This is a genomic window from Rhizobium sp. 01N424 (assembly GCF_056399485.1).
Window position 1 is genome coordinate 122769 of record NZ_JBFTRK010000007.1, and the last position, 25748, is coordinate 148516.

General features: G+C 60.1%; 29 protein-coding genes and 5 tRNA genes. 20 read left to right on the forward strand and 14 right to left on the reverse strand.

What is annotated here, in order from left to right; translation table 11 throughout:
* Positions 1 to 7: 7 nt before the first annotated feature.
* The 6 genes from clpS to AC1DNK_RS18485 all read right to left on the reverse strand — a co-directional run bounded on the left by clpS (position 8) and on the right by AC1DNK_RS18485 (position 3894).
* On the reverse strand, positions 8 to 361 hold the full coding sequence (gene clpS / locus AC1DNK_RS18460) for an ATP-dependent Clp protease adapter ClpS (protein WP_112388172.1): 354 nt from the start codon (positions 359 to 361) through the stop codon (positions 8 to 10).
* Positions 362 to 619: 258 nt separating this feature from the next.
* A complete protein-coding gene (locus AC1DNK_RS18465) occupies positions 620 to 991 on the reverse strand; it encodes a phasin family protein (RefSeq protein WP_112388097.1) in 372 nt (123 codons plus the stop codon).
* 230 nt (positions 992 to 1221) lie between these two features.
* The gene (locus AC1DNK_RS18470) at positions 1222 to 1638 is read right to left on the reverse strand and encodes a DUF3597 domain-containing protein (RefSeq protein ID WP_477942881.1); all 417 of its coding nucleotides are present in this window, start codon (positions 1636 to 1638) and stop codon (positions 1222 to 1224) included.
* A gap of 168 nt (positions 1639 to 1806) precedes the next feature.
* A complete protein-coding gene (locus tag AC1DNK_RS18475; protein WP_112388095.1) occupies positions 1807 to 2010 on the reverse strand; it encodes a DUF3126 family protein in 204 nt (67 codons plus the stop codon).
* Between the two features lie 138 nt (positions 2011 to 2148).
* Positions 2149 to 2982 (reverse strand): serine O-acetyltransferase, encoded by an 834-nt coding sequence (gene cysE / locus AC1DNK_RS18480; RefSeq protein WP_477942667.1) that lies wholly within the window; start codon positions 2980 to 2982, stop codon positions 2149 to 2151.
* Between the two features lie 132 nt (positions 2983 to 3114).
* Complete coding sequence (locus AC1DNK_RS18485; protein WP_477942669.1) at positions 3115 to 3894, reverse strand: alpha/beta fold hydrolase; 780 nt, start codon at positions 3892 to 3894, stop codon at positions 3115 to 3117.
* A gap of 158 nt (positions 3895 to 4052) precedes the next feature.
* On the opposite strand from AC1DNK_RS18485, the gene AC1DNK_RS18490 reads away from it, so the two are divergent.
* A complete protein-coding gene (locus tag AC1DNK_RS18490; RefSeq protein WP_112388092.1) occupies positions 4053 to 4298 on the forward strand; it encodes a zinc-finger domain-containing protein in 246 nt (81 codons plus the stop codon).
* A 28-nt stretch (positions 4299 to 4326) separates the two neighbouring features.
* A complete protein-coding gene (locus AC1DNK_RS18495) occupies positions 4327 to 5469 on the forward strand; it encodes an FAD-dependent monooxygenase (RefSeq protein ID WP_477942671.1) in 1143 nt (380 codons plus the stop codon).
* On the opposite strand, the gene AC1DNK_RS18500 is transcribed toward AC1DNK_RS18495, so the two are convergent.
* Positions 5470 to 6660 carry a cystathionine beta-lyase gene (locus AC1DNK_RS18500; protein ID WP_477942673.1) on the reverse strand — a complete coding sequence of 397 codons (1191 nt, stop codon included), beginning with the start codon at positions 6658 to 6660 and terminating at the stop codon, positions 5470 to 5472.
* Between the two features lie 370 nt (positions 6661 to 7030).
* Here AC1DNK_RS18500 and AC1DNK_RS18505 point away from each other — a divergent pair, with 370 nt between their 5' ends.
* From AC1DNK_RS18505 to AC1DNK_RS18520, 4 genes are all read left to right on the forward strand, one after another.
* On the forward strand, positions 7031 to 8056 hold the full coding sequence (locus tag AC1DNK_RS18505) for an amino acid ABC transporter substrate-binding protein (RefSeq protein ID WP_112388089.1): 1026 nt from the start codon (positions 7031 to 7033) through the stop codon (positions 8054 to 8056).
* A gap of 94 nt (positions 8057 to 8150) precedes the next feature.
* Positions 8151 to 9353 carry an amino acid ABC transporter permease gene (locus AC1DNK_RS18510; RefSeq protein WP_477942675.1) on the forward strand — a complete coding sequence of 401 codons (1203 nt, stop codon included), beginning with the start codon at positions 8151 to 8153 and terminating at the stop codon, positions 9351 to 9353.
* 1 nt (position 9354) lies between these two features.
* Positions 9355 to 10509 (forward strand): amino acid ABC transporter permease, encoded by a 1155-nt coding sequence (locus AC1DNK_RS18515; RefSeq protein ID WP_477942677.1) that lies wholly within the window; start codon positions 9355 to 9357, stop codon positions 10507 to 10509.
* A gap of 18 nt (positions 10510 to 10527) precedes the next feature.
* Positions 10528 to 11301 (forward strand): amino acid ABC transporter ATP-binding protein, encoded by a 774-nt coding sequence (locus AC1DNK_RS18520; protein ID WP_112388086.1) that lies wholly within the window; start codon positions 10528 to 10530, stop codon positions 11299 to 11301.
* A 59-nt stretch (positions 11302 to 11360) separates the two neighbouring features.
* On the opposite strand, the gene AC1DNK_RS18525 is transcribed toward AC1DNK_RS18520, so the two are convergent.
* The gene (locus tag AC1DNK_RS18525) at positions 11361 to 12092 is read right to left on the reverse strand and encodes a hypothetical protein (RefSeq protein WP_477942679.1); all 732 of its coding nucleotides are present in this window, start codon (positions 12090 to 12092) and stop codon (positions 11361 to 11363) included.
* A gap of 357 nt (positions 12093 to 12449) precedes the next feature.
* On the opposite strand from AC1DNK_RS18525, the gene AC1DNK_RS18530 reads away from it, so the two are divergent.
* The 3 genes from AC1DNK_RS18530 (at position 12450) to AC1DNK_RS18540 (ending at position 13445) form a co-directional block, all read left to right on the forward strand.
* The gene (locus AC1DNK_RS18530) at positions 12450 to 12734 is read left to right on the forward strand and encodes a hypothetical protein (RefSeq protein WP_112388084.1); all 285 of its coding nucleotides are present in this window, start codon (positions 12450 to 12452) and stop codon (positions 12732 to 12734) included.
* A gap of 170 nt (positions 12735 to 12904) precedes the next feature.
* Positions 12905 to 13231 carry a hypothetical protein gene (locus tag AC1DNK_RS18535; RefSeq protein ID WP_112388083.1) on the forward strand — a complete coding sequence of 109 codons (327 nt, stop codon included), beginning with the start codon at positions 12905 to 12907 and terminating at the stop codon, positions 13229 to 13231.
* A 138-nt stretch (positions 13232 to 13369) separates the two neighbouring features.
* A tRNA-Thr gene (locus AC1DNK_RS18540) sits at positions 13370 to 13445 on the forward strand.
* Positions 13446 to 13485: 40 nt separating this feature from the next.
* Here AC1DNK_RS18540 and AC1DNK_RS18545 read toward each other — a convergent pair.
* From AC1DNK_RS18545 to AC1DNK_RS18555, 3 genes are all read right to left on the reverse strand, one after another.
* Positions 13486 to 13562 (reverse strand) — tRNA-Arg (locus AC1DNK_RS18545).
* Between the two features lie 49 nt (positions 13563 to 13611).
* Complete coding sequence (locus AC1DNK_RS18550; protein WP_112388167.1) at positions 13612 to 13917, reverse strand: ETC complex I subunit; 306 nt, start codon at positions 13915 to 13917, stop codon at positions 13612 to 13614.
* Between the two features lie 170 nt (positions 13918 to 14087).
* The gene (locus AC1DNK_RS18555; RefSeq protein WP_477942681.1) at positions 14088 to 15737 is read right to left on the reverse strand and encodes a phosphoethanolamine transferase; all 1650 of its coding nucleotides are present in this window, start codon (positions 15735 to 15737) and stop codon (positions 14088 to 14090) included.
* 186 nt (positions 15738 to 15923) lie between these two features.
* Here AC1DNK_RS18555 and AC1DNK_RS18560 point away from each other — a divergent pair.
* Together AC1DNK_RS18560 and AC1DNK_RS18565 are read left to right on the forward strand one after the other, a co-directional pair.
* Positions 15924 to 16000 (forward strand) — tRNA-Pro (locus AC1DNK_RS18560).
* Positions 16001 to 16056: 56 nt separating this feature from the next.
* Positions 16057 to 16266 (forward strand): hypothetical protein, encoded by a 210-nt coding sequence (locus AC1DNK_RS18565; RefSeq protein ID WP_148194348.1) that lies wholly within the window; start codon positions 16057 to 16059, stop codon positions 16264 to 16266.
* An 8-nt stretch (positions 16267 to 16274) separates the two neighbouring features.
* On the opposite strand, the gene AC1DNK_RS18570 is transcribed toward AC1DNK_RS18565, so the two are convergent.
* The gene (locus AC1DNK_RS18570) at positions 16275 to 16751 is read right to left on the reverse strand and encodes a DUF192 domain-containing protein (RefSeq protein ID WP_112518634.1); all 477 of its coding nucleotides are present in this window, start codon (positions 16749 to 16751) and stop codon (positions 16275 to 16277) included.
* 12 nt (positions 16752 to 16763) lie between these two features.
* Positions 16764 to 17342: a cold-shock protein gene (locus tag AC1DNK_RS18575; protein WP_112388009.1), complete on the reverse strand. Its 579-nt coding sequence runs from the start codon at positions 17340 to 17342 to the stop codon at positions 16764 to 16766.
* Positions 17343 to 17537: 195 nt separating this feature from the next.
* Between AC1DNK_RS18575 and gloA the strand changes: the two genes are divergently transcribed.
* The 3 genes from gloA (at position 17538) to AC1DNK_RS18590 (ending at position 19470) form a co-directional block, all read left to right on the forward strand.
* Entirely contained in the window at positions 17538 to 17978 is a 441-nt protein-coding gene (gene gloA, locus AC1DNK_RS18580; protein ID WP_112388008.1) for a lactoylglutathione lyase, read from the forward strand.
* Positions 17979 to 18131: 153 nt separating this feature from the next.
* A complete protein-coding gene (locus AC1DNK_RS18585; protein ID WP_477942683.1) occupies positions 18132 to 19208 on the forward strand; it encodes a YcbK family protein in 1077 nt (358 codons plus the stop codon).
* A 187-nt stretch (positions 19209 to 19395) separates the two neighbouring features.
* Positions 19396 to 19470: transfer RNA gene (locus AC1DNK_RS18590), tRNA-Glu, on the forward strand.
* A gap of 183 nt (positions 19471 to 19653) precedes the next feature.
* Here the strand turns inward: AC1DNK_RS18590 and AC1DNK_RS18595 are convergent.
* A complete protein-coding gene (locus AC1DNK_RS18595) occupies positions 19654 to 19821 on the reverse strand; it encodes a hypothetical protein (protein WP_477942684.1) in 168 nt (55 codons plus the stop codon).
* 253 nt (positions 19822 to 20074) lie between these two features.
* Here AC1DNK_RS18595 and AC1DNK_RS18600 point away from each other — a divergent pair.
* The 6 genes from AC1DNK_RS18600 to rfbA all read left to right on the forward strand — a co-directional run bounded on the left by AC1DNK_RS18600 (position 20075) and on the right by rfbA (position 25748).
* Positions 20075 to 20149 (forward strand) — tRNA-Glu (locus AC1DNK_RS18600).
* 206 nt (positions 20150 to 20355) lie between these two features.
* On the forward strand, positions 20356 to 22341 hold the full coding sequence (locus AC1DNK_RS18605; protein ID WP_477942686.1) for a CgeB family protein: 1986 nt from the start codon (positions 20356 to 20358) through the stop codon (positions 22339 to 22341).
* 8 nt (positions 22342 to 22349) lie between these two features.
* On the forward strand, positions 22350 to 22916 hold the full coding sequence (rfbC, locus tag AC1DNK_RS18610) for a dTDP-4-dehydrorhamnose 3,5-epimerase (protein ID WP_477942688.1): 567 nt from the start codon (positions 22350 to 22352) through the stop codon (positions 22914 to 22916).
* An 18-nt stretch (positions 22917 to 22934) separates the two neighbouring features.
* Entirely contained in the window at positions 22935 to 23990 is a 1056-nt protein-coding gene (gene rfbB, locus AC1DNK_RS18615) for a dTDP-glucose 4,6-dehydratase (RefSeq protein ID WP_477942690.1), read from the forward strand.
* Positions 23991 to 23992: 2 nt separating this feature from the next.
* On the forward strand, positions 23993 to 24868 hold the full coding sequence (rfbD, locus tag AC1DNK_RS18620; protein WP_477942692.1) for a dTDP-4-dehydrorhamnose reductase: 876 nt from the start codon (positions 23993 to 23995) through the stop codon (positions 24866 to 24868).
* Between the two features lie 10 nt (positions 24869 to 24878).
* Positions 24879 to 25748, forward strand: a complete 870-nt coding sequence (rfbA, locus tag AC1DNK_RS18625) for a glucose-1-phosphate thymidylyltransferase RfbA (RefSeq protein WP_477942694.1) — start codon at positions 24879 to 24881, stop codon at positions 25746 to 25748.

The following is a 25748-nucleotide window of genomic DNA, read 5'->3' on the forward strand; positions in this document are numbered from 1 at the left end:
GTGATCCTCACTTCTTTTCCATGACGCATTGCAGCGGATGCTGATGCTGCCGGGCAAAGTCCATCACCTGGCTAACCTTCGTTTCCGCTACCTCGTATGTGAATATCCCGCACTCGCCGACGCCGTGGTTATGGACATGGAGCATGATGCGGGTGGCACTTTCGCGATCTTTCTGGAAAAACCGCTCCAGGATGTGGATGACGAATTCCATGGGAGTGTAGTCGTCATTCAGGATGAGCACGCGGTAGAGATTAGGCTTCTTGGTCTTCGGCTTCGTACGTGTAATGACCGAGGTTCCGCGATTTCCGTTGTCCCCGTTCCTTTCGCCATCGTTTTGCATCCGGATCGGCTTTGCGATCATTTTCATTCATTCCTCGATCAGTCCGATGGTGCATGGGAGGATGCTTTACCCACCGAATATCTCACACACTAACTTAGTTCATAATGCTGCGATTTTAAGCCCCTTGTTCCCGACTGCAATCACAATTCCGCAGGACTTGACGCAAACGCCAAAAAAGTCCCGGACTATTTCTTGAACAGAGCAGAAAACAAAAAAGACCGGCCGCAAGTGCGTAGCCGGTCTTCGTTTTTCAAGGGGTGCGCCACAAGGCGCATGGAATCAGGCAGCGGCGGGCGTCGCCTGTGCGGCAGCTTTCGCGGCCTTCACGACCGGTGCCGGAACCTGCGCCTCGTAGGACTTGTAGGCGCCCTTGGCGAGGTCGGAATACATGTCGCCCATCTTGGTGGCTTCGGCGACGAAGCTTTCATAGGACGATTTCACGAAACTGCTCTGCAGGTCGAAGGCAGCCTCGATGCTGCGAACGCCTGACAGCGCCTCGAAATGCCTGACGGTGTCTTCAAACGATTTCTTGGAATATTCGACGGCTTCGGTGGCAATTGCCTGGAAGCCCTTGGCGCTATCCGAATAGCTCTTGAGCATCGTGTCCATGGCTTCCTTGCTCTTGCGGCTCGTATCGTCAAAGTTGAACATGCGCATCCTCCTCTTCGGCTCTGCAGCAAAAATGGTAGCCGCAAACCATCAGGAGTCAAGAGATTTTGTGCGATGCAAAACGACTCATGCGTGCATTCACGATACCGCATATTTTCCGGAAAAAGATGAACGTACGTCGATCGTTGATTTTGCAGACATATATCAGTCACGCGCAACCAGAGGCTTCGCCGGTAGCCAGCGAAGCCTCGAAACACATTGCGTTTACCGGCTCAGTCTAGCAGATCGGCGGGCACCTTGCCGCCATTCTCGGAGAGCTTCTTCATCAGCGCCTTGTGCAGGAACATGTTCATCTTGGCGGAGTCGCCTGTGTCACCTGAGTAGCCGAGCTCGGCTGCCAGTTCCTTGCGCTCGGCAAGGCTTGCATCCATGCCGACGGCCTTCATGAGATCGACGATCGAGCGGCGCCAGTCGAGTTTCTGGCCGCTTTTCTTCACCGCAGCATCGAGGATCGGGACGATATCGACGGCGGCCGCTGCCGCCTTTGGCGCAGCGGAAGCCGCAGGTGCCGGTGCCGCGGCGGCAGACGCAGCTGTGGGCGCTGCTGATGGCGGGGCCGGTTCAGCCTTAGGCGCGGCTGCCGCCGTAACGGGAGCCGCTTTCGCCTCCCCGAAAATCGCGTGCTTGATCTTGTCGAAAAATTCCCATGTCCCAGGCCTCCATGATGATTGATCGCATTCGCAATCACTAAAATGGAGCAGAGAGCGGCGCGATCCAGCGTTGAGGACCGATTGCGTGCCATAAAACGCAAACGGGCCGCAAAAGCGGCCCGTCACGCAATGTCAATCGGCGCTGGATCAGAGATCGACGTCGAGGATCGCCATCGAGAAGTTATAGGAGCGGTCACCGTCCTCGTCGTCGATATAGACGACACCCAGGAACTCCTCGCCGAGGTAAACTTCAGCGGAGTCGTTCTTGCGCGGGCGCGCCTTCACGACGATCTCCGGGTTGAGCGTTTTCTTGAAGTAGGCGTCGAGCTTCTTGAGTTCTTCGGGCTTCACATTTGATCTCCTAGCGGTCTCTGGTGGCCGCTTCTTGCACACGAAAAGTGGCGCTGTAAAGGTTGAGACAAGCCAACGTGCCCGGCTTTCCCCTTGCGATTTTCGCCAGCTTTTTCAGCCTCTGCGAATATGACCGGCTCAGATATCCGCGCCAATCACCTGGTCCATGACCCGCGACGGCTCCGAACACCCTGCGGTGCCAACGACCTTCGCCGGCACGCCTGCGACGGTCGTCTTCGGCGGAACGGCCTTCAAGACCACCGAGCCTGCCGCAACGCGCGAGCAGTAGCCGATCTCGATATTGCCGAGGATCTTCGCGCCCGCTCCGATCAGCACGCCGCTGCCGATTTTCGGATGGCGGTCTGCGCCTTCCTTTCCGGTGCCACCGAGCGTCACGCCATGCAGGATCGAAACGTTGTCGCCGATCACGGCCGTCTCGCCAACGACGAGACCGGTTGCGTGGTCGAGGAAGATGCCTCTGCCGATCCGCGCCGCCGGATTGATATCCGTCTGGAAGACGCTGGACGAACGGCTCTGCAGATAGAGCGCCAGATCGCGGCGTCCACGGTTCAGCAACCAATGCGCCAGACGATGCGTCTGCAGGGCATGGTAGCCCTTGAAATAGAGCACGGCTTCCATGAAGCGGAGGCATGCGGGATCGCGGTCATAGATCGCCTGGATGTCGACGCGCAGGATGTCGCTCCATTCCGGCCATTCCGACAGCATTTCATCGAAAGCCTGGCGCAGCAGCGTCGCCTGCATGTCCGGGTGGTCGAGGCGTTCACAGATACGGTGGATGACGCATTCTTCCAGCGAGCGGTGATTGATCACCGTCGAATAAAGGAAAGCCGCCAGTACCGGATCCTTCTCGGCAGCAATGCGCGCTTCTTCGCGCAGGCTGTCCCAGATCGGATCCATCACCTTGAGCGGGCTTGCAGCTTCAAGAGGACGAATGTCTGTCTTCGCGACCATTACCGGTCTCCTCATTTCCCGTGGGAACGTCAGTGTATAGAGCAAAACGGCTGTAACATAAATGGGTCGGGCCGCCAGCGCTTTCTAGAATGATTTTTCCGTGAATATCCGCTCAACAGCGGCATGTCACCGTCAGGCGACCTTCTCGTAAAACTCCAGAACCGCTTTCTTGAAAACCCTGTCGCCGACAGCCAGCATATGGTCGCGGCCCGGAATATCGAGCGCTTCGGCATTCGGCATCAGGGCGGCAAGTTCCTGAGGCGAACCCGCAATGTCGTCCTTTGTTCCGACGCCGATCAGCGTCGGCGCCTCGATCTTGCCCATGTCGGACCGGGCAACCAGATCGCGCGATCCGCGAATGCACATGGCCAGCGCTTCGCGGTCGCTCTTCGTTTGCTCTGCAAAGGCGCGGAACATCCGGCCGCGGTCGTGGGTCACGGTATCGAGCGACGGCGCCAGCAGCGCGTCGGCGATCGGGTCCCAGTCGCCGACACCATCGGTCATGCCGATGCCGAGGCCGCCAAGCACCAGCGAGCGGACGCGGTGCGGATTGGCGAGCGCCGCAAAGACAGAAATGCGCGCACCCATCGAATAGCCCATGACGTTTGCTTCGGGGATGCCGAGATGATCGAGAAGCGCCATCGCGTCCGCCGCCATAATCCACGGGCGGTAGGCTTCGGCATCGTGCGGCTTGTCGCTGGCGCCGTGGCCGCGGTTGTCCATGGCGATCACGCGGTAACCTGCATCGCCCAGCGTTTTCAGCCAGCCCGGATGCACCCAGTTGACGCTCGCCGTCGACGCAAAGCCGTGAATCAGCAGGACCGGCGGGCCATTCGGGTCGCCTTCGTCGAAATAGGCGAGTTTCAGGCCGTCATGCGTGAAGCTGGAGAATGCAGGCGTATTCAAATTCATAAAGGCAGGCCCCTGTTTGCGCCGGAACATATTTTATCGCTGCCGCGAGGTGAACCCCGGCGGGCAAAAAACCATGCCGCTTGCGGCGCTTTGGCTCTACACATTTGCGGCGAAGGACGGTAATGTCCGGCCAAATTTCAAAGCATTCGGAGACAGACATGGCCGGCCACAGCATTCCTCACTTCCAGAACGACGGCGGACACCGCGTGATTGAAGTCGGCGTGAAGGAATTCATGTGCACCGGCGCATCCGTGCCGTTCGACCATCCGCATATCTTCATCGACATGGGCGACGACAACGAAAAGGTCTGTTCCTATTGCTCGACGCTGTTTCGTTTCAATGGCGCGCTGAAGGCCAACCAGACGAACCCGGCCGGCTGCGTCTTCCATGTGAAGGCCGCCTGATCATTCTCTCCTGAAGATCGGACAAACGATGCCGGTCGAGCACGCCGCCATTGCGGGCGCAGGAATTGCAGGACTGACAGCCGCGCTGGCACTGGCCAAACGGGGCATCCGTTCCGATATTTTCGAACAGGCCGGCGAACTGGCAGAGGTCGGTGCCGGCCTGCAGCTTTCCCCCAATGCATCGCGCATTCTCCGTGAACTCGGCGTTCTCGGTGAGATCGAGAAATGCTGGCACGAGCCGGAGATGATCCGGCTCGTTGCGGGCGACACGTTGCGGCAGCTCGCCGCCGTTCCCGCCGGCCGTTTCGCCCGTGAGCGATGGGATGCGCCATATGGTGTCCTGCACCGTGCAACGCTTCAGCGCGTGCTTCTGGATGCGGTGCGCGCCAATCCGCTCTGCCAGCTGCACCTTGGTACTCCAATCGAATCCGCAGGCTTGCCGTCTAATGGCCCGGGCGTGCTGATCGGCGCCGACGGCGTCTGGTCGAAGACGCGAGCCGCGATCGATGGTTCGCCCTCGCCCCGATTTTCCGGCAACATCGCCTATCGCTTCACGATCACAGCCGCCGCAGCGCCTGACTTTCTCGACAGGAACAGCGTCTCGGCGTTTCTCGGTGGATCGGTGCATCTCGTCTGCTATCCGCTGAAGGAATCGGCGAGCTTCAATCTCGTCGCCATCACCAGCGGCAATGAAAGCACTGAGCGGTGGGACAGTGGCACGGCAAGTCACCAGCTGGAGACCCTGCGTTCGCGCTTCCGCGGCTGGCATCCCGAAGCTCTGGCCCTGCTTCGCAATATCGAGCCGACCTATTGGCCGCTCTACGAAGCATCCGAGGGATCGTGGCAGGACGGGCGCGACCGCGTGCTGATCGGCGACGCTGCGCATGCGATGATGCCGTTTGCCGCCCAGGGCGCGGCCATGGCAATCGAAGATGCCTATGAGCTGGCTTATTTTCTGGGCAGCAATCCCATCGAGCAGGCCCTGCCCCGCTTCGAGGCGCATCGGGGGCCGCGGATCGCCAAGATCCGCAAGCGCGGCGCATTCAACCGCTTTGCCTATCACGCCCGCGGCCCTGTCAGGATCGGGCGTGATATCGTGCTGTCGCTGAAACCGCCGCAAAGCCTCGCGGCGGATCTCGACTGGATCTACGGCTACCGGCCGCTTGGCTGATCAGGCGGCCTTGGCTGCTGCAAAGCCGCGTTCGATATCGGCCTTGATGTCGGCCACGTCTTCGAGACCGATCTGCAGACGGATCAGCGGACCGCCTTCCGGCGCCTTTGCGATGCGGCGGTCGTTCAGGTTGACGTGAACGGCCAGGCATTCGAAGCCACCCCAGGACCAGCCAAGCCCGAAGATGCTGAGCGCATCGAGGAAGGCATGGGCCTTCGCCTTGTACTGCTCGGCGGAATCGACCTTGAGCACGAAGGAGAAGATGCCGCTGGCGCCCTTGAAGTCACGCTTCCAGATGTCGTGACCCTTGAAGCTCGGCAGCGCCGGATGCAGCACCTTGGCCACCTCTTCGCGGCCTTCCAGCCACTTGGCGAGCGCGAGCGCGCTTTCATTGTGACGCTCCAGGCGGATGCCCATGGTGCGCAGACCGCGCAGCACCTGATAGGCGTCATCGGGTGCGCCGCAGATGCCGAGCGTGATGTTGGCTTCCTTCAGCTGCTCCCAATGCTTGGCATTGGCCGAGACGGTGCCCATCAGGATATCGGAATGGCCGGCCGGATATTTGGTTGCCGCGTGAATCGAGATATCGACGCCGAAATCGAGCGGGCGGAAATAGACGGGCGTGGCCCAGGTATTGTCCATGGCAACGACGGCGCCGTGCTTGTGGGCAATCGCGGCGATCGCCGGAATATCCTGCATCTCGAACGTGTTCGAGCCCGGCGCTTCCGTATGGACGAGCCTGGTATTCGGCTTGAACAGCTGCTCGATGCCGGCACCGATCGCCGGGTCGTAATATTCGACCTCGACGCCCATGCGCGTCAGCATGGTGTCGCAGAAATGGCGGGTCGGCGTGTAGACGGAGTCGACGATCAGCGCGTGATCGCCCGAAGACAGAAACGCCAGGAACGGCACGGTGACGGCGGCAAGACCCGACGGCACGAGGATCGTACCCGCGGAACCTTCGAGCTCGTCGATCGCCTCACAGAGCGCATCGGTGGTCGGCGTGCCGCGGGTGCCATAGGTGTATTTCTGCCCGCGTGTTTCCATCGCCTTGGCATTCGGAAACAGCACCGTCGATGCGTGCACGACGGGCGGATTGACGAAACCGTGGTATTCCGAAGGGTCGTTGCCGATATGCGAGAGGCGGGTGTTGATACCGGCGTTCTGCAGGAGACCGTCTTTGTCTTTCATAGTCTGAAATAGCCTTTGGCGAGGGATGCAATGGGCGAGTTTTGGACCTCAGGAAAAGTCGGGTCAACCCCGTAGCCGCGCCGGGCCGAAAATTACCCGGAACGTTACTTTCGCAGATATATCAGTGAATTGCGCGGTATTTTTCCGCAAAACACTGCCCAAATACTATCCAACTGCCTATCAGAACGGCGCATTTTGCCAAAATGCCGAATTTTGCCGCATTTATTAGCCGCGACACTTGACCGTATTGGCATTTGCGACTGTGATAGAACCACTCGCGCCGGGAGGGTGTCGAGAAATTGGGGGGACAGGGTTTTCTTCGCCTCTCCTCCCACAAAAACATAAGACAACAGATAAAAGGTTGGGAAAAATGAAGATTAAGCTCCTGTCCGCCGCCGTCGGCGCAGCAGTTTTCGCTCTTGGCGCCCATGCGGCCTCGGCAACCACTCTTGAAGACGTGAAGGCAAAGGGCTTCGTTCAGTGCGGCGTCAACTCGGGCCTCCTGGGTTTTGCGCAGCCTGACGCATCCGGCAACTGGGCCGGCTTCGACGTTGATTTCTGCAAGGCCGTCGCTTCCGCCGTCTTCGGCGACCCGACCAAGGTCAAGTACACGCCTCTGTCCGCCAAGGACCGCTTCCCGGCTCTGCAGTCGGGCGAAGTCGATGTTCTCTCGCGTAACACCACCTGGACGATCAACCGCGACACAGCTCTCGGCTTCAACTTCCGTCCGGTCACCTATTACGACGGTCAGGGCTTCATGGTTCGCAAGAGCCTGAACGTGAAGTCGGCTCTCGAACTCTCCGGCGCCGCTGTCTGCGTACAGTCCGGCACCACGACCGAGCTCAACCTCGCCGACTACTTCAAGTCCAACAACCTTCAGTACAATCCGGTCGTTTTCGAGAAGCTCGAAGAAGTCAACGCTGCCTATGATTCCGGCCGTTGCGACGTCTACACGACCGACCAGTCCGGCCTCTACTCGCTGCGTCTGACGCTGAAGAACCCTGACGAGCACATGATCCTTCCGGAGATCATCTCCAAGGAGCCGCTCGGCCCGGCAGTGCGCCAGGGTGACGACCAGTGGTTCGATATCGTTTCGTGGACGGCTTACGCCCTGGTGAACGCTGAAGAATTCGGCATCACCCAGGCAAACGTCGACGAGATGAAGAATTCGCCGAACCCGGATATCAAGCGCTTCCTCGGCACCGAAGCCGATACCAAGATCGGTACCGACCTCGGCCTGACCAACGAGTGGGCCTACAACATCATCAAGGGCGTTGGTAACTACGGTGAAGTCTTTGAACGCAACGTCGGTCAGGGCAGCCCGCTGAAGATCGCACGCGGCCTGAACGCATTGTGGAACAAGGGCGGCATCCAGTACGCTCCGCCGGTTCGCTAAGCTTTCGACAAGAATGCCGGAAAGGCGGGAAACCGCCTTTCCATCTTCAAAGAAAAAAAGCCCAAAAACGGGCGCATAGGGGATTAGGCTCGGCATGACGCAAGAGGCTGTGCACACGACACCTTTGCCGGAGAGCCACTGGACGCTCCAGTCGGCACTTTACGACCCCAAATTCAGGGGCATATTTTTCCAGGTTCTGACCGTACTTCTGCTGGTGCTGTTCGTGGCATGGGTCGCTCACAACACCGCGCTCAACCTGCAGCGCAGCAATACGGCATCTGGCTTCGCATTTCTCAACGGGCGCGCCGGCTTCGAGATCGGCCAGTCGCTGATCCCGTATTCGAGCGATTCGACATATGGCCGCGCGCTCGTCGTCGGCATCCTGAACACCATTCTCGTTGCCGTCACCGGCATCATCACCGCGACGATCATCGGCTTTATCGTCGGCATCGGACGTCTGTCGCATAACTGGCTTATCGCCAAGCTGTGCACCGTCTATGTCGAGGTGTTCCGCAACATCCCGCCGCTGCTGGTCATCTTCTTCTGGTATTCCGGCGTTCTGGCCGTGCTGCCGCAGCCGCGCGAATCCGTGCATCTGCCGTTCAGCATGTTCCTGAACAATCGCGGCCTCGCCTTTCCCAAGCCGATCTTCGATACCGGCATGTGGGCTGTCCTCGCAGCCTTGGTGATCGGCATCGTCGCCACGGTGATCATCGCCCGCTGGGCGCACAAGCGCCAGACGGCCACCGGCAAGCAGTTCCATACGATCTGGGTGTCGATCGCTCTGATCGCCGGCCTGCCTATTCTCGCCTTCCTGGCGGCCGGTCTGCCGATGACTTTCGACGTTCCTATCGCAGGCAAGTTCAATCTGACCGGCGGCTCCGTCGTCGGGCCGGAATTCATGTCGCTGTTCCTGGCGCTGTCCTTCTACACCGCAGCCTTCATCGCCGAAATCGTGCGTGCCGGTATTCGCGGCGTGCCGAAGGGACAGTCGGAAGCCGCAGGTGCGCTCGGTCTGCATCCCTCCTCCGTCACCCGCCTCGTCGTGGTGCCGCAGGCCTTCCGCATCATCATTCCGCCGCTCACCAGCCAGTATCTCAACCTGACCAAGAACTCATCGCTGGCAATCGCCGTCGGCTTCTCGGATCTCGTTGCCGTCGGCGGTACGACGCTCAACCAGACCGGCCAGTCGATCGAAGTCGTGGTCATCTGGATTGCCGTCTACCTCACCCTCAGCATTCTGACGTCGCTGTTCATGAACTGGTTCAACGGCAAAATGGCACTGGTGGAGAGATAAGATGTCGGGTCCCAACATTTCTTTCGTCCGCAATGCCATGCTGCAGCCCGAACCGGCTCCCTCCAGCGAACGCGGCACAATCGCCTGGATCAGGCGTAACCTGCTTGCAACCCCGAAGGACATCATCCTGACGGTGATCGCCATCGCAGTTCTTGCTTGGGTGCTGCCGCACATGATCAACTGGCTGTTCATCCAGGCCGTCTGGACCGGTACGGACCGCACCTTCTGCGCCACCACCGTTCAGGGCGGCACGCAGCCGGATGGCTGGAGCGGCGCCTGCTGGGCCTTCGTCAACGCCAAGCTCGACCAGTTCGTCTACGGCCGCTACCCGCTCAGCGACCGCTGGCGTCCGACGCTTGTTTTCATCATGTTCGCCGCCCTGCTGGTGCCGATGCTGATGCCATCGATGCCGCGCAAGGGGCTGAACGCTCTGCTGCTCTTCGTGGCGCTGCCGCTCGTTTCGCTCTGGCTGCTGTATGGTGGTCTCGGTCTCGAAGTCGTGGAAACCCCGCTTTGGGGCGGCCTTCTGGTGACGCTCGTCGTCTCCTTCGTCGGCATCGCGGTCTCCCTGCCCTTCGGCATCATCCTGGCGCTCGGGCGCCGCTCGAAAATGCCGGTCGTGAAAATGGTCTGCGTCATCTTCATCGAAGTCATCCGCGGCATTCCGCTGATCACCGTCCTGTTCATGGCCAGCGTCATGTTGCCGCTGTTCCTGCCGCAGGGTTGGAACGTCGACAAGCTGCTGCGCGCCGTGATCGGCGTGTCGATCTTCGCGTCGGCCTATATGGCCGAGGTCATCCGAGGCGGTCTGCAGGCCATTCCGAAGGGCCAGTATGAGGGCGCGGATTCGCTTGGATTGGGCTATTGGCAGAAGATGCGTCTGATCGTGCTGCCTCAGGCGATCAAGCTCGTCATCCCCGGCATCGTCAATACGTTCATCGGCATGTTCAAGGATACCTCGCTGGTCTCGATCATCAGCATGTTCGACCTGCTCGGCATCGTTCGTCTGAACTTCTCCGACGGCAACTGGGCGTCGGCCGTAACACCGTTGACAGGTCTGATCTTTGCGGGTTTTGTCTTCTGGATTTTCTGCTTCGGCATGTCTCGCTATTCGGTGTTCATGGAACGCCATCTCGACACCGGCCACAAACGATAAGAATTGAGGGTAACAAATATGGCTGAAGCTCAAACCAAGAAGCTCACCGTCTCCACGACCGAAGTCGCCGTCGATATCGTCAACATGAACAAGTGGTATGGCGATTTCCACGTTCTGCGCGACATCAACCTGAAGGTCATGCGTGGCGAGCGCATCGTCATCGCCGGCCCGTCGGGCTCCGGCAAGTCGACGATGATCCGTTGCATCAACCGTCTGGAAGAGCATCAGAAGGGTCAGATCGTCGTCGATGGCACCGAGCTTACCAACGACCTGAAGAAGATCGACGAAGTGCGGCGCGAAGTCGGGATGGTGTTCCAGCACTTCAACCTCTTCCCGCATCTGACGATCCTGGAAAACTGCACGCTGGCGCCGATCTGGGTGCGCAAGATGCCGAAGAAGCAGGCGGAAGAAGTCGCCATGCACTTCCTGAAGCGCGTCAAGATCCCGGAGCAGGCAAACAAATATCCCGGCCAGCTCTCCGGCGGCCAGCAGCAGCGCGTGGCGATCGCCCGCTCGCTCTGCATGAATCCGAAGATCATGCTGTTCGATGAGCCGACCTCGGCGCTCGATCCTGAAATGATCAAGGAAGTGCTGGATACGATGGTCGGTCTGGCTGAAGAAGGCATGACCATGCTCTGCGTGACCCACGAAATGGGTTTTGCCCGCCAGGTCGCCAACCGCGTGATCTTCATGGACCAGGGCCAGATCGTCGAGCAGAATTCGCCGGCCGAATTCTTCGACAATCCGCAGCACGAGCGCACCAAGCTGTTCCTCAGCCAGATCCTACATTAAGCGGATAACAGATCAGAAAAAGCCGCCGGAGCGATCCGGCGGCTTTTTTGTTTGCGGCTCTAGCGGGATGCCAGCGTCCGCAGCATCTTGCAGAGCCCAGTCAGCCCAGCATCATAGCCACCAGAGGCAATGTCGCGGCAGCGAACCAGCATCTTCCTCTGATCACTGGCATCCATCCTGCTGAATTCGCGGGTAACCGCACTCGGCGTCATCCCGCTTCCACTGCCGCCACTGGATGCACCACCACCGGACGAGCCGCCGCCGATACCAAGGCCGAGATTGGCGCCTGCGCCATTGCCGATATTTGCGCCCACATTGGCGTTGATGCCGTTCGATCCGCCGATCGACGCGGTGACATCCGTATCGAGGATACTACCATTGCTGCCACCGACAGTTGCGCCGGCATTGGCGTTCACACCACTGCCGCCGCCAGCCGATACGCCGGCATCGACGTCCGCGAGGCTACCGCTGCCGCCCGCATTGGCGCCGACCGCCGCATTCACGCCATTGCTGCCGCCGACGCTGGCTTTCACATCGGCATCAACGAGACCGCCGGACCCGCCGACCGTTGCGTTGGTATTCGCATTGACGCCACCTGAGCCACCGACGGAAGCGCCGACATTGGCGCCAAGGCCGCCGGAACTGCCGGAGCCGAGACCGACACTGGCATTGATGCCGTTGCTGCCGCCGATGGAGATATCGAGAGCGTGAACAGAACTGACCGGCATGACGAAAATCGAGCAGGCGGATGCAAGGACGGCGATCGCGGTCCTCGAATGAGCGTAAGTCATGATATTCCTCCGTTTTCTCAATGCCGGATCACCGGCAGCCGAAAATCGACGGAACGCGCGCACCTTCGATCAGATGGACAGGGCCTCGAGCCCGGTCCTTGGACACGGCCGTTGGCCGGTCCGTGGACTTGGCCATCGCGGTCAGGTCCATGAAAAGCGAACGCAGTAATATTAGCATTGTTTCACGCAAGAATGAGCCACGGTTACCGCGAAGCAAAGATCCGCCCAAGGCGTGCCGGAAGCATACACTTCTTCGTCAACAGGCGGCGGTTGGCGAATCGCTGTGATACCGGCCATAGACAAGAGCGAGCGAAGGCCTAGTTGCCTGAGATAACAAACAACCGACGGAGCAGCCCGATGAAACTCTCTCTTGCCGCAGCGATCATCGCGGGTGCTGTTCTTTCCGGCTGCACGGCGACCGGCGATATCTCCGGCCCAGGCCTGGCACCGATCCCGGGCAGCATCACCTATAACGGCCAACCCCGGACGAAGCTGACCAAGTCGCCGATCGGCTCGCAGTTTCCGCACACCTTCGTCGACAATCGCGGCCGCGAGGTCGAGGAAACCTACATCATCCGGCCGGACCGCAGCCTGATGATCGCCAATCGCGTCTATCGCCCGATCTTCCGCTGGAACGATTGATTCCGGCAAACAGGCCTGCGTTTCCGGTGGCGCTCCTGCTCTCGTCCCTTGCCGCATGGAACGGCTCTGCGATGCAGTCACGGGCCGGACAGCGGCAACAGCAATGACCGCCTCGGGAACAAATAAGCGTGAATGTCAGTTTCCCTCCCATGTGAAGAGGAGAAGAGACAATGACATACGACCCGAACAACCTGAATGACCCGAACCGTCCGCTGGATCCGGCGGGCACTCCCGACTACCGCGCCACCCCTGTCCGCGCTGAAAAATCCAACGCCTGGGTCGGCTGGGTGGCAGCGATCGCCGTGGTCGCCGTCGCGGCCTTTGCCTATACGGAGTGGAACGGCACGCCGACTACCGACCCGCAGACGACGGCATCGACGCAATCGGAACCGGCAGCACCGGCACCGGCTCCCGTAAAGCCGATGGCACCGGCCGATACAAACGCTACTCCGGCCCCGGCTACGCCGCCCGCAGCCGGTGGCAACACCCCGCAGTAAGCGAGAAAAGGCCCGGTTCATCACCGGGCCTTTTTCAATCATCATGCCTTCGGCATCATGTGCATTAAGCTTACCGGCTAACCGTCCGGCGAAGAACGCGTTGAAGCCGCGGCACGCCGGAGGCATACAATGCCTCACGCCCCTCGTAGCTCAACGTCAGAGCAGCTGCGCCGTTAGCAGCCGATCCAGGTTCAATTCCTCGGCAGGGGCACCAAGGCGCCGCTTTTGCGTTCAAAATTTTCGGAAAAAAGAATTGGCGACCCCTGCAGGATTCGAACCTGCGACCACCTGCTTAGAAGGCAGGTGCTCTATCCAGCTGAGCTAAGGGGCCATCCGGCCGCTATCCAGCGATAGCGGCGAAACGCGGCATACACGGACACTCAGTGCGTCCAGGGCTGTGTGCGGGTATAACGGAAATTATCCGGATAGGCGACAGTCTGGCGGATCGGATCCTTGGGCTGCAGCACCCGGTATTCGATGCCGTTGCGCTTGGCATAGGCTTCGGCCAGTTCCTGGCTTTCGAAGGTCAGCTTGACCTGCTGGCGCATGTCGCCCGAAGAGGTGTAGCCCATGATCGGATCGATCTTGCGCGGCTGCTCCTGATCGAACTCGAGCACCCAGAGATGCGTCTTGGCCTTGCCGGACTGCATGGCGGTCTTGGCTGGACGGTAGATCTTGGCAGACATCGCTGCATTCGCCTCCTAATACGCGGACAACATCCGCTGGAATTTCAAACTGCCGCGCCGTCACCAGCACGGTTCCCTCCGCTCTATCTAACGCAAAGAGATGAATTTTGCTTATCCGCGAATCCCTGCGGTTTCAAGAAAAAAGCCGAGCCGCACCCAACTGCCGCTGCTTACTTGGCGGCAAGCTTGTCCGTGGGCCGCCGGCAGGGGGAGATAAGGTCGAGCGACGCATCGCGGACGCTGGTTTCCACCTCCATCAGGCCTAGAACGCTGTGGAAGAGGTTATCGTGCGAGGCAGGCAGCTTGGCGCGAGCGGCAATGCAGGCGGTGTCGAGCCTCGTCTCGCTGGCGAAATCATCCGACAGCCACAGCGCCATCGGCACATGCGTCTGCTCCTTCGGCGCGATGAAATACGGCGCGCCATGCAGATAGATGCCGTTTTCGCCCAGCGATTCGCCGTGGTCGGAGAGATAGATCATCGAACCGGCCAGCGCGGCCTGATGCGCCTTCAGCTTGTCGATCACCGCGGCCAGCACCTGGTCGGTCATGACAACGGTGTTGTCATAGGCGTTGGTGATTTCTTCCGGCTTGCAGGTGGCGAAATCGGCGGCGCGGCAATCGGGGGTAAAGCGCCGGGCGCTGTCGGAATAGCGCAGATAATAGGCCGGGCCGTGGCTCCCCAGCTGGTGAAGCACCAGCACGCTGTCGCCCTTGACGCTGGAAAGCCAGTCATCGAGCTTGTCGAGCAGGATGGTGTCCAGGCACTCGCCGTCCTTGCAGTACCGCGGATCGCGGCTGTCGGGCAGATACTTGTACTTGATGCGGTCAGCGACACCGTACATGCCGGTATCGTTGTCCCACCATTCGACGCCGACCTTGGCATGGCCGAGAACATCGATCAGGTTATCGGTGACCAGCCCCTTGCGGTAGCTGTATTCCGTCCGCTTGTAGACGGAGAACATGCAGGGAATGGAGACGGCCGTCTCTGTGCCGCAACTGGTGACATCGGGGAAAAAGGTGACGCCGCGCGCCTTCATCTCCGGATTGGTATCGCGGCCATAGCCGCCGAGCGAAAAGTCCTGCCCGCGGGCCGTCTCTCCGGCAACGATGATCAGCACACGCGGCTTGGCCGGGGAAGCCGCCGGGATCTGGTGCGCGTCCGTGCCGATCGGCTGACGCACGAGATTGAGATTGTCGCCATAGGTCGCGGTGAAATAGACCGCGCTGCCGAGCGGAAAATGCGGATTGATGGTCATCATCAGATCGCGATGGATGCGGCCGACGGCGGCATAGGTCGGATAGAAGCCGATGCCGATCACCGCGATGACTGTGATGCAGGGCACGATCACCGCCATATTGTGCAGAAACTTGCTGGGGAACGGCCGGTGGACGACGCGCACGGCAGCGATGAACAGCGACGGCAGGACGCCGGCCAACAGCATGTAGAGAATGAATTTCGTGGTGATCAGGTGCTGCGCTTCCGACTGCGTCGTGACGGCGGCATTGCGGATCATCTCACGGTCGATGATGACGCCGAACCTGTCGGTGAACCAGGCGGCCGCGACAGCCGCCAGCAACAGCAGAATCAGCACCGGCTTGATGAGATACTTGACCGAAACGGTGACGGCGATCGCCACCGTCAGCGCGATCATGCCGATAACGAATCCGGCGAAAGCTAACCGGTGGCCGTCGAAATAGACGTAGGCCCGGCTCCAGAACGTGTAATTGGCAACGACGAGGATATAGAGCGAAACGATAACGGCGAGCGTGATGCTGCCGATCTTGGGGCGCATCCGCGCCGTCTTCAGTGTCATGGCCATGCTGTCAGGTTCGCTCCGCGCCGGGCGGACCATCCGACTCAAGCCTCTGGCCGCCCATCTTAAAATCCGGGCGACCATGGAGAGGCTTCCTGACACTATCCTGAATGCAAAAGCCGCATTTAAGGATGGGACAAACGCGTTTTTGATATTGCGGCCCCCCGGCGAAGCGTGTATTGCCCCCTCAGACGGAGTGTAGCGCAGTCTGGTAGCGCATCTGGTTTGGGACCAGAGGGTCGGGAGTTCGAATCTCTCCACTCCGACCATTTTCCCTAGATTTCTACGGTAAGCAGGCGGTCATCCGCTGGTACGGGAGCCGGTCATGCAAGTCGAAATCCCCTGCCCTAAATGCGGCAAGACCCGGATGAATTTCCCGCGCCCGCAGCCGCTCGATAACGACATCATCAGCTGCTACAGCTGCAATTTCGAGCTTGGCACCTATGGTTCGGTCAAGGCGAAGATGGCGCGCTTCATGGAACGCATGCGTCAGGCTGCGGTGACCCAGGCGCAGGCTGCAAAGAAGAAGCAGTAAGCTTCCCCTTATTTTTTCGTGATTGTCGCGCTGGCGGCTTTGTCGCCGGTCTTGATGCCGAGCTTCTTGACTGTGCCGGCGTTCAGCTCGACGACGTATTTCACATCGCCCATCGAATCGATGATGTCCTCCGAAAAGGGCACGGCATTTTCCTTGATGTGACGGATGACGCCCTTGCTGTCGATGAACAGCATATCGAGCGGCAGGATGGTGTTCTCCATCCACATCGTCACCCGGCGCGACTGCCCGAAGTCGAACAGCATTCCGGCATTCTCAGGCATTTCCTTGCGATACATCAACCCATACTGACGCTGCTCGTTCGTCGAGGCGATCTCGACGGTGAAGTTCAGCATCTTGCCGGAGGCCGTCTGCACGGCCAGCGGTTCCTTGTCGAAGGCCATCGGCTGTTGCTGCTGGGCAAAAGCGGGTGCTGCCACAATGAAAAAAAGCGCCAATAAGGCGCCTTTGATTCTATGCATTCTCATCAATCCTGAACATCAGTGGGCGCGGCTTGCCGGGCTTGGCATATCCGGGTGAATCTCGGCGGCCATCAGACCCTTGTCACCGGGCCCGAAGCGCACCAGCACGACCTGGCCGGGACGCAGCTCGGTGAGGCCGAAGCGGCGCAGCGTTTCCATATGGACGAAGATGTCTTCAGTGCCTTCGCCGCGCGTCAGGAATCCGAAGCCCTTGGTGCGGTTGAACCACTTCACCAGAGCCCGCTCCAGGCCGCTCGTCGCGGTGACCTGCACATGGGTGCGCACCGGCGGCAGCTGCGAAGGATGGATTGCCGTGGACTGGTCCATCGAGAGGATCTTGAAGGCCTGATAGCCACGTTCGCGGCGCTGGATCAGCGCGACGATGCGGGTGCCCTCCAGGATCGTCTGATAGCCATCGCGGCGCAGGCAGGTCACATGAAGGAGCACGTCCTGCATGCCGTTGTCGGGGACGATGAAACCGAATCCCTTGGCGACATCGAACCACTTAACGACACCGGTGATTTCAATGAGATCGACGCTATCCCCCGATAGCTCTTCGAGCTCAATGAACTCCTTCGATGAAATCCTATCAGCCATGTCGCCAGCCCCTCATTACGCGTCACACTGTTACGGTTAACTGATTCTTGAAATCAAGATTAACATCTTGGTAACGGATAAGCGCAAGTCCTGTTTTCGGTTATTCCCAGTTGCTGATTTTAGCGTCATGTCTTGCCCGAAGCTGACGTCCGCTCGCCTATCCGGGTTACGACCCAACATTCGAAAGGAAATAGAATGCGTTATCTCCATACCATGGTCCGCGTGAAGGACCTCGATGCCTCGCTGCATTTCTACTGCACATTGTTCGGACTGAAAGAAATCCGTCGCTCGGAGAACGAAAAGGGCCGTTTCACGCTCGTTTTCCTTGCTGCCACCAACGACATTTCCGACGCTGAAGCCTATGGCGCCCCCTGCCTCGAGCTGACCTATAACTGGGACACGGAGGATTATACCGGTGGACGCAACTTTGGTCACCTCGCCTATGAGGTGGATGACATCTACGCCACCTGCCAGCAGCTGATGGACAGTGGAATCACCATCAACCGCCCGCCCCGCGACGGCCGCATGGCCTTCGTCCGCTCTCCGGACGGCATCTCGATCGAGATTCTGCAGAAGAACGGCAGCTTGCCGGCAGCCGAACCCTGGCTTTCCATGGGCAATACCGGCGTCTGGTAGGCCGAGGCTTTAGTGAGGCTTGCGGCTTTTGCGATTTCCGGCCCGAGACGCCGGTTCGCACTTGCCGCATCCAGCCGCCGCAGGCACCTTCCGGTCAATTCCTGCAGTCGGGCTAGCGCCGGGCTGCTTCAGTTTTGACCGGAGAGCCTACGCTTGCCCCATCTTCGAACCCGTCCGTGCCTGCTTCTTGCCGCAGTCTCGACGCTTGCGCTTGCAGGCTGCGTGTCCGACCAGAAGGCACTTGATTCTGCGGCTGCGACACCCGCACCGGCCGCAGCGCAGCAGGCGGCGAGCGCTCCCGCCGGCCAGCCCGGCGCCAAGACGGCAGGCTATCGCGACCCGATGGTGGCAGCGGCCGGAGGCCAGCAGCAGACAGCGGCGATGGATCCCAATGCCGCGAACATGCCGCCCGGCGCACCTCAGATGCAGCCCGCCAATATCGGTGGCATGGCGATGCAATCGACCCGCATCAATGCCAATGCGATGAGCATCTTCTCGGCGCAGCCCGCACCGCCTCAGAACAACCGCACCTCGACGGTCATCCAGCCGGCCGATGCAAACGCCTATGCGCCGGTGCTGGGCGGATTTGCAACGTCGCGCGGCGGCGTCTTCGGGACGCCCCAACAGCAACAGCAGCCGCAACAGGCGCCGCAGGGCGAGATTCTGCTGCCGCAACAATCGTCGCAGAATACCAGCACCCAGGTTGCGCCCTATCAGGCAGCGTCGCTGGCAACAGGCAGCCTGCAGGGCGCCTCCACCAACGCGCTTTATGCCGCGCCGAAGCAGAACCTGCTCGGCAGCCTCTCCGGGCTCCTGCAGAAGGCCTCGCTGCCCGGCATGACACGCGTGGCGCCGAATGGCATCCATGTACAGAACGCCAATGTCGAGGTCAGCTGTTTCAAGCCCAACCTCCTGAACGTCATCAAGACGGTCGAGACCCATTTCGGCCGTCCGGTGATCGTCACGTCGGGTTACCGCGATCCGGAGCACAACCGTCAGGTCGGCGGCGCCGAGGAATCGATGCACAAGAGCTGCGACGCCGCCGACATCCAGATCGATGGCGTCTCGAAATGGGATATCGCCAGCTATATCCGCTCGCTTCCCGGCCGTGGCGGTGTCGGCACCTATTGCCACACGGATTCGGTCCATCTCGACACCGGAAACAATCGCGACTGGAACTGGGGATGCGGCGCCCGGCGCAACACGCCGCCAAGCGCCCGCGCCATCTGAAGGACGGCACGGTTTTTGCCGTGCCGCAACGTCACCTGCCGTCCCTCTTCGAAAGAGTTTTCGCAGAGCATTGATTTAACTCGAAAAAATCCCTCCCATCTTGGCGTGTCATTTTTTTGAAGGAAATACGAATTTCCCGCTTGCGGGATTCAAAGACCCTGACTATAAGGGCGCCACCACGAAGGAAGCGCCCTTCGTCTATCGGTTAGGACACCAGATTTTCATTCTGGGAAGAGGGGTTCGACTCCCCTAGGGCGTGCCACTTCTCTCTTTCATTTTCAATGATCGAGACGCTTGCAGAGCGATTTGCTTCTTCCTGTTTCCATCGAGAAAAACTGGCTTTTCGAGTATTCTTCGCGACGGCGGATTGTCATCGTTGGTTGGCGATTCGAATCCTTTGCTGCGTGGCCGGCAGAAAAAACCCCGCCGAAGCGGGGCTCTCTCCTTAACCGTCATTGGCTCTCGCCTTCGGACCTTCCTTGCTGCTCACCGAGGCGGTCTTGCCGTCGGGTTGCTGGCCGAAATAGGTTCCGCCGAGATGGCCGCCACCGCCGGTGTTTTCGGCCTGGCGCTCGGCGCGCTTCTGGATTTCCTTTGCGTCAGTCTTGCTCATATCTGTCTCCATTGTTGAGGTGGTGACATCTGGAAAACCGGTGGCGGCGGAATTCGTTTCAATCTTTTTGGGTCAGCGGCTGCAAACCGCGTCCTGCCGATCTTACTGCGAGGCCCGGCATCCCCTGTATTCCGGGGACTTCGGCGCCTGCTGCAAGGTATTTCCACAAGCTCAGAAAAAATCTACGGAATTTCGCATTTTACCGCTTGCGGGTCAGAAAGGTGCTGACTATAAGGGCGCCACCACGAAGGAAGCGCCCTTCGTCTATCGGTTAGGACACCAGATTTTCATTCTGGGAAGAGGGGTTCGACTCCCCTAGGGCGTGCCACTTCTCTCTCGATTTCGGAGAGAATGTTTTCAAGTTTCGTGGACTTTCACACTCAGCAAAAAGACGCTCTCGACGTAGCGATATCCGACCGTCGTGCGCACCGCGCATCCAACAGGGTGGCGCAAGCTTCAATGCCAATAGTCCGGCCCGGATAGCCTCGCGGGAATCTCTGTTTCCAGCGGAGGCGGCATTCGAAGGACGCGACTTTGACGATCAACCAGCAGATTCCGACCACCCTGCCCGCGGGATTGCCGAGCCTTCAGCAATTGACCGGAAAGGCGCAGCAATCCGGATCGGTGATCGTTTATCAGCCTTATCTCGACGCCAGGCAGCGGGCGAATCTCGATTCGGCCGCCCTGCCCTTCGACATTTCCTTCAACACGCAATCGACGACGCGCGAATATGAACTCTTCCGGATACTGCACGAGCACCATCTGCAGGCCGGGTTGCAGGCGGATGTGTTCTGGGGGCTGCTGTCCAGCAAGTTCGAGACAAAATCGGTCTCCAGTCTGCAATCCTTCATCTCCGAGGCGAGAAAAGCGCGCGCCGGCGGCGCCGATGCCTATGTCTACAATCCACTGATCGGCCACGCCGCTGTTTACAGTAACGTCTGGGAACACGCGATGATGGGCGGCCATCCCGGCATGGAGCCTGTTTTCGGCCATCTCAAAGAGATGGGCTATCCGATCGCGCCGCCGCAGGGCCGCACCTCATTCTTCTTCTGCAACTATTTCGTCGGAAATCAGAAATTCTGGTCCGGCTATTTCGCCTTTTGCGAACATATCCTGCAGGCGCTGGAGCAGGAAGCGGCGCGCGGCACGCCGGCCGGACGTGCCTATAGCGGCACGGCGAATTACAGCCGCGACGGCAATGCCGCGATGCGGCCCTTCGTGATCGAACGGCTGCTTGGGCTCTATATCCCGCATGCGGTGGCAAGCGGCATGAAAGTCTCCGCCTTCGTGCCCTCCGCCGAGGATTTCGAATGGAAGTTCGGCGCCCGGACCGGCCAGCTCCTCCACAGCCTCTACGGCCGCAAGGAAGCATTCCTGCAGACGCGTGATCCGGCGAAGCTCGAGCTGTGGCAGGAAGGCCGGATGCCTATCGTCAAGCAGCCGCAACTGATCTGGACCGGCGACGATCCGCCCGACTGGACGCCGCGTGGCAATTTCCCCAAGGGCAAGTCGCGGCCGGCGAGCGCGTCGAGCGCCAGCGACCAATCGCTGCCCGCACCGAATGCCGCCGCCTTGCAGGCGATGAGCCAGCCCCTGGCACCGCTCTCTGTCGCAGAACCGGTTGCGTCAGGTCTTTCCGGCTTGCAGGCGTTCGAGGGCGGCTGGGATGCGCATAAGGACCGGCACTGCATCTGGATCGTCACGCCCAAGGGTTACAATCACAGCCATGCCTTCGATGAAGTGGCGCTCGGGCTGCAAGGTGCGTTCGAGGAGCTTGGCGGCTCGGCGCCGATCGTGCGCGAGATGAGCGAATTTGCCGGCCGCTCGCCGATCGTCTATGGCGGCAATCTGCTGCCGCCGGAGATCACCGCGCATCTGCCGAAGGACAGCGTCATCGTCAATCTCGAGCAGGTATCAGACGACAGCACATGGATGAACGAGCGCTATACCGCCGTTCTCAAGTCCTTTCCCGTGCTCGACTACAGCCCGCGCAACAGGCGGAACATGGCGGCCAAGGGTATCGATCACGCCGGTGTTCTCGAAATCGGCTACAGCGAGGTGCTGACGCAGATCGAATGGGCGCCGGTGAAGGATATCGACGTCCTGTTCTACGGCTCGATGAACGATCGCCGTCGCGATATCCTCATGGCTCTCCACGAGGCGGGGCTGAAGGTCGTCCATCTCTTCAACGTCTACGGTGCCGAGCGCGACGCCGCGATCGCCCGCGCCAAGATCGTCATCAACATCCACCACTATGAAAGCGGCGTCTTCGAGATCGTCCGCATCTCCTATCTCCTGGCGAACCGCGTCTGCGTTCTGACCGAAGGCGATATCGAGGATCCGGATCTCGAGCCGTTCATGGGCGGCCTGGCAGTCGAACTCTACGAGGATCTCGTCGAGCGCTGCAAGGAGCTTATTGCCGATGACGAGGAGCGCGAGCTCATCGCAGCCAATGGATTTGCAGCCATGCAAAGCCGGTCGCAGGCGGATATGCTGATGAGCGTGATGCAGGCCGGATAGAAAAGACCATGCGTATCGAGACCACGACGATCGAGGGTATTCTGAAGATCACGCCGGCGCGGCATGGCGATCACCGCGGCTATTTTTCCGAGGTTTTCAAGGACGGATGGTTTCGCGAGAATGTCGCCGACATCACCTTCGTCCAGGACAACGAGTCGCTTTCGGGACAAGCAGGCACGCTGCGCGGCCTGCATTTCCAGACGCCACCCTTCGCCCAGGGAAAACTGGTGCGCTGCCTTCGGGGCGCAATTCTCGACGTCGTCGTCGATATTCGCCAGGGCTCTCCGACCTTCGGCCAGTGGCTCGGCAAAGAACTGACGCCCGATAACGGTGCCCAGCTTTGGGTACCGGCAGGCTTCGCACATGGCTTCGTGACGCTCGCTCCGGATAGCATGATCAGCTACAAGGTGACGGCGCCCTACAGCCCCGAACACGACCGTGGCATCCTGTGGAACGATCCGGATATCGGCATTCGCTGGCCGGTCGATGAGGCGCACGCTGTGCTTTCCGACAAGGACCGGAAGCTTCCGAAGCTTGCGGATATTCCAGGCCATTTTCAGTTTTCAGCACAGTAATTCAGGGGATTTCCGGCAATGCGTGTCGTCGTAACGGGGGGAGCAGGCTTTATCGGTTCGGCGCTGGTGCGTCATCTGGTGAGCGAGATCGGCGCCGAGGTGCTGAATATCGACAAGCTGACCTATGCCGGAAATCTGGCCTCGCTGACATCTGTCGAGAATGCCGCAAACTACCGCTTTTTGCAGGCCGATATCTGCGACCGAGCGAAGATGCAGGACGTCTTCGCATCGTTCCGCCCTGACATCGTCATGCATCTGGCCGCTGAAAGCCATGTCGACCGGTCGATCTCCGGTGCTGGCGATTTCATCCAGACCAATATCGTCGGTACCTTCAGCCTGCTCGATGCTGCGCGCCACTACTGGGATGACCTGGATGCGGGACCCAAGGCGGCCTTCCGCTTCCTGCATGTCTCGACCGACGAGGTCTATGGTTCACTCGGCGATCAGGGCCTGTTCGAGGAGGTGACCGCCTACGATCCCTCCTCCCCATATTCTGCCTCGAAGGCCGCGAGCGACCACCTGGCGATCGCCTGGCACCGGACCTACGGCCTGCCGGTCGTGGTCTCCAACTGCTCCAATAATTACGGACCCTACCACTTCCCGGAAAAGCTCATTCCGCTGATGATCCTCAACGCGCTGGATGGCAAGGCGCTGCCGGTCTACGGCAACGGCGCCAATATCCGCGACTGGCTCTATGTCGAGGATCACGCGCGGGCGCTGTTCACGATCGCCTCCCGCGGACGCCCGGGTGAAAAATACAATGTCGGCGGCCGCAACGAGCGCCGCAATATCGAGGTGGTCGAGCGCATCTGCGCCATTCTCGACACCGTTTTTCCGGACAAGGCCTCGCATTCGCGCCTGATCACCAATGTCACCGACCGGCCTGGCCACGATGCGCGCTACGCGATCGACGCGACCAAGCTGGAGACGGAGCTCGCCTGGAAGGCTGCGGAGAATTTCGACAGCGGCATCGACAAGACTGTGCGCTGGTATCTCGACAATGAATGGTGGTGGCGCCCGCTGCGCGACAACGTCTATTCCGGCGAACGCCTTGGCGTCTTCAAGGGACGATGACGATGCGCATTGCCGTAACGGGTAGAGAGGGTCAGGTCGCTCGGTCGCTTCTGGCGACAGGCATTGAGGTGATCGCGATTGGCCGTCCTGAGCTCGATCTTGCCAATCCCGCTAGTGTGCTGCCGGCTCTGACAGCCGCACAGCCCGACGTGATCGTCTCAGCCGCGGCCTATACGGCTGTCGATAAGGCCGAGAGCGAGCCCGATACAGCTTTTGCCGTGAATGCAGCTGGTGCCGGCGCCGTATCCGAAGCGGCGGCCAAGCTTGGCATCCCCGTCATCCATCTATCGACCGACTATGTGTTCTCTGGCGAGAAGCTTGCGCCCTATGTCGAGACCGACCCAACTGGTCCCATCTCTGTCTATGGCAGCACCAAACTTGAAGGGGAGCTGCGGGTGGCTGCGGGCAATGCCGATCACGTCATCCTGCGGACGGCCTGGGTCTATTCGCCCTTCGGCGCCAATTTCGTGAAGACCATGCTGCGGCTTGCCGAAACGCGCGACGAGCTGCGCGTCGTCGCCGATCAGCAGGGGTGCCCGACATCGGCGCTTGATATTGCCGGGGCGATCTTCGCCATCGCGGCGCGTTTGAAAGCCGATCCGGATCCCGCGCTACGCGGCACCTTTCATCTGACCGGGACCGGCGAAGCCACCTGGGCCGATTTTGCCACCGAGATCTTTGCGCAATCGCGAGCGCTCGGCGGCAACAGTGCCGCGGTTACGCCCATCACCACTGCAGAATATCCGACGCCCGCGAGGCGCCCCGCCAATTCGCGGCTTTCGGGAGACAAACTCGCTGCCACCTACGGCATCCGCTTGCCCGGCTGGAAAAGCTCGACGGAAATTGCGGTCAAAGCCATTTTGAAAAATGCGATTTGAGGAGACTGAGATGAAGGGGATCATTCTAGCGGGCGGCACCGGCACCAGGCTTCATCCGATCACCCAGGCGGTGTCGAAGCAGCTGATGCCTGTCTACGACAAGCCGATGATCTACTATCCGCTGACGACGCTGATGCTGGCCGGGATCAACGACATCCTGATCATCACCACGCCGCACGATGTCGAGGCCTTCAAGCGGCTTCTCGGCGACGGTTCGCAATGGGGCATTTCGCTGAGCTACGCAGTTCAGCCCAGCCCCGATGGTCTGGCACAAGCCTTCATCATCGGCGCCGATTTCATCAACGGCCAGAATTCCGCGCTGGTTCTCGGCGACAATATCTATTTCGGTCACGGCCTGCCGGAGATCATGAAGTCGGGGACGGCGCGCACCAAAGGCGCCACGGTCTTTGCCTATCACGTCACCGATCCCGAGCGTTACGGCGTCGTCGAATTCGACGGCAAGATGAACGCGCTGTCGATCGAGGAAAAGCCGAAGCAGCCGAAATCCAACTGGGCTGTCACCGGCCTCTATTTCTATGACCAGCAGGTCGTCGATATCGCCGCCAAACTGAAGCCGTCACCGCGCGGTGAATTGGAGATCACCGATGTCAACCGAACCTATCTGGAGCGCGGCGAACTCTATGTCGAACTGATGGGCCGTGGCTATGCCTGGCTTGATACCGGCACACCCGATAGCCTGCTCGACGCAGCCGCCTTCGTCAGTACGCTGGAGAAGCGCCAGGGCTTCAAGATCGCCTGCCCCGAGGAAGTGGCGTGGCGCATGGGTTATATTGGCCAGGACGATCTGGCGAAGCTTGCAGAAAAGCTCGGCAAGAGCGCCTATGGGCAGTATCTCACCAAGCTCTCGGCCGACTGGTAG

Coding starts and splice junctions, on each gene's coding strand:
- clpS (WP_112388172.1), bottom strand. CDS start 361: ATGATCGCAAAGCCGATCCGGATGCAAAACGATGGCGAAAGGAACGGG.
- AC1DNK_RS18465 (WP_112388097.1), bottom strand. CDS start 991: ATGTTCAACTTTGACGATACGAGCCGCAAGAGCAAGGAAGCCATGGAC.
- cysE (WP_477942667.1), bottom strand. CDS start 2,982: ATGGTCGCGAAGACAGACATTCGTCCTCTTGAAGCTGCAAGCCCGCTC.
- AC1DNK_RS18485 (WP_477942669.1), bottom strand. CDS start 3,894: ATGAATTTGAATACGCCTGCATTCTCCAGCTTCACGCATGACGGCCTG.
- AC1DNK_RS18490 (WP_112388092.1), top strand. CDS start 4,053: ATGGCCGGCCACAGCATTCCTCACTTCCAGAACGACGGCGGACACCGC.
- AC1DNK_RS18495 (WP_477942671.1), top strand. CDS start 4,327: ATGCCGGTCGAGCACGCCGCCATTGCGGGCGCAGGAATTGCAGGACTG.
- AC1DNK_RS18500 (WP_477942673.1), bottom strand. CDS start 6,660: ATGAAAGACAAAGACGGTCTCCTGCAGAACGCCGGTATCAACACCCGC.
- AC1DNK_RS18505 (WP_112388089.1), top strand. CDS start 7,031: ATGAAGATTAAGCTCCTGTCCGCCGCCGTCGGCGCAGCAGTTTTCGCT.
- AC1DNK_RS18510 (WP_477942675.1), top strand. CDS start 8,151: ATGACGCAAGAGGCTGTGCACACGACACCTTTGCCGGAGAGCCACTGG.
- AC1DNK_RS18515 (WP_477942677.1), top strand. CDS start 9,355: ATGTCGGGTCCCAACATTTCTTTCGTCCGCAATGCCATGCTGCAGCCC.
- AC1DNK_RS18520 (WP_112388086.1), top strand. CDS start 10,528: ATGGCTGAAGCTCAAACCAAGAAGCTCACCGTCTCCACGACCGAAGTC.
- AC1DNK_RS18525 (WP_477942679.1), bottom strand. CDS start 12,092: ATGACTTACGCTCATTCGAGGACCGCGATCGCCGTCCTTGCATCCGCC.
- AC1DNK_RS18530 (WP_112388084.1), top strand. CDS start 12,450: ATGAAACTCTCTCTTGCCGCAGCGATCATCGCGGGTGCTGTTCTTTCC.
- AC1DNK_RS18535 (WP_112388083.1), top strand. CDS start 12,905: ATGACATACGACCCGAACAACCTGAATGACCCGAACCGTCCGCTGGAT.
- AC1DNK_RS18550 (WP_112388167.1), bottom strand. CDS start 13,917: ATGTCTGCCAAGATCTACCGTCCAGCCAAGACCGCCATGCAGTCCGGC.
- AC1DNK_RS18555 (WP_477942681.1), bottom strand. CDS start 15,737: ATGGCCATGACACTGAAGACGGCGCGGATGCGCCCCAAGATCGGCAGC.
- AC1DNK_RS18565 (WP_148194348.1), top strand. CDS start 16,057: ATGCAAGTCGAAATCCCCTGCCCTAAATGCGGCAAGACCCGGATGAAT.
- AC1DNK_RS18570 (WP_112518634.1), bottom strand. CDS start 16,751: ATGAGAATGCATAGAATCAAAGGCGCCTTATTGGCGCTTTTTTTCATT.
- AC1DNK_RS18575 (WP_112388009.1), bottom strand. CDS start 17,342: ATGGCTGATAGGATTTCATCGAAGGAGTTCATTGAGCTCGAAGAGCTA.
- gloA (WP_112388008.1), top strand. CDS start 17,538: ATGCGTTATCTCCATACCATGGTCCGCGTGAAGGACCTCGATGCCTCG.
- AC1DNK_RS18595 (WP_477942684.1), bottom strand. CDS start 19,821: ATGAGCAAGACTGACGCAAAGGAAATCCAGAAGCGCGCCGAGCGCCAG.
- rfbC (WP_477942688.1), top strand. CDS start 22,350: ATGCGTATCGAGACCACGACGATCGAGGGTATTCTGAAGATCACGCCG.
- rfbB (WP_477942690.1), top strand. CDS start 22,935: ATGCGTGTCGTCGTAACGGGGGGAGCAGGCTTTATCGGTTCGGCGCTG.
- rfbD (WP_477942692.1), top strand. CDS start 23,993: ATGCGCATTGCCGTAACGGGTAGAGAGGGTCAGGTCGCTCGGTCGCTT.
- rfbA (WP_477942694.1), top strand. CDS start 24,879: ATGAAGGGGATCATTCTAGCGGGCGGCACCGGCACCAGGCTTCATCCG.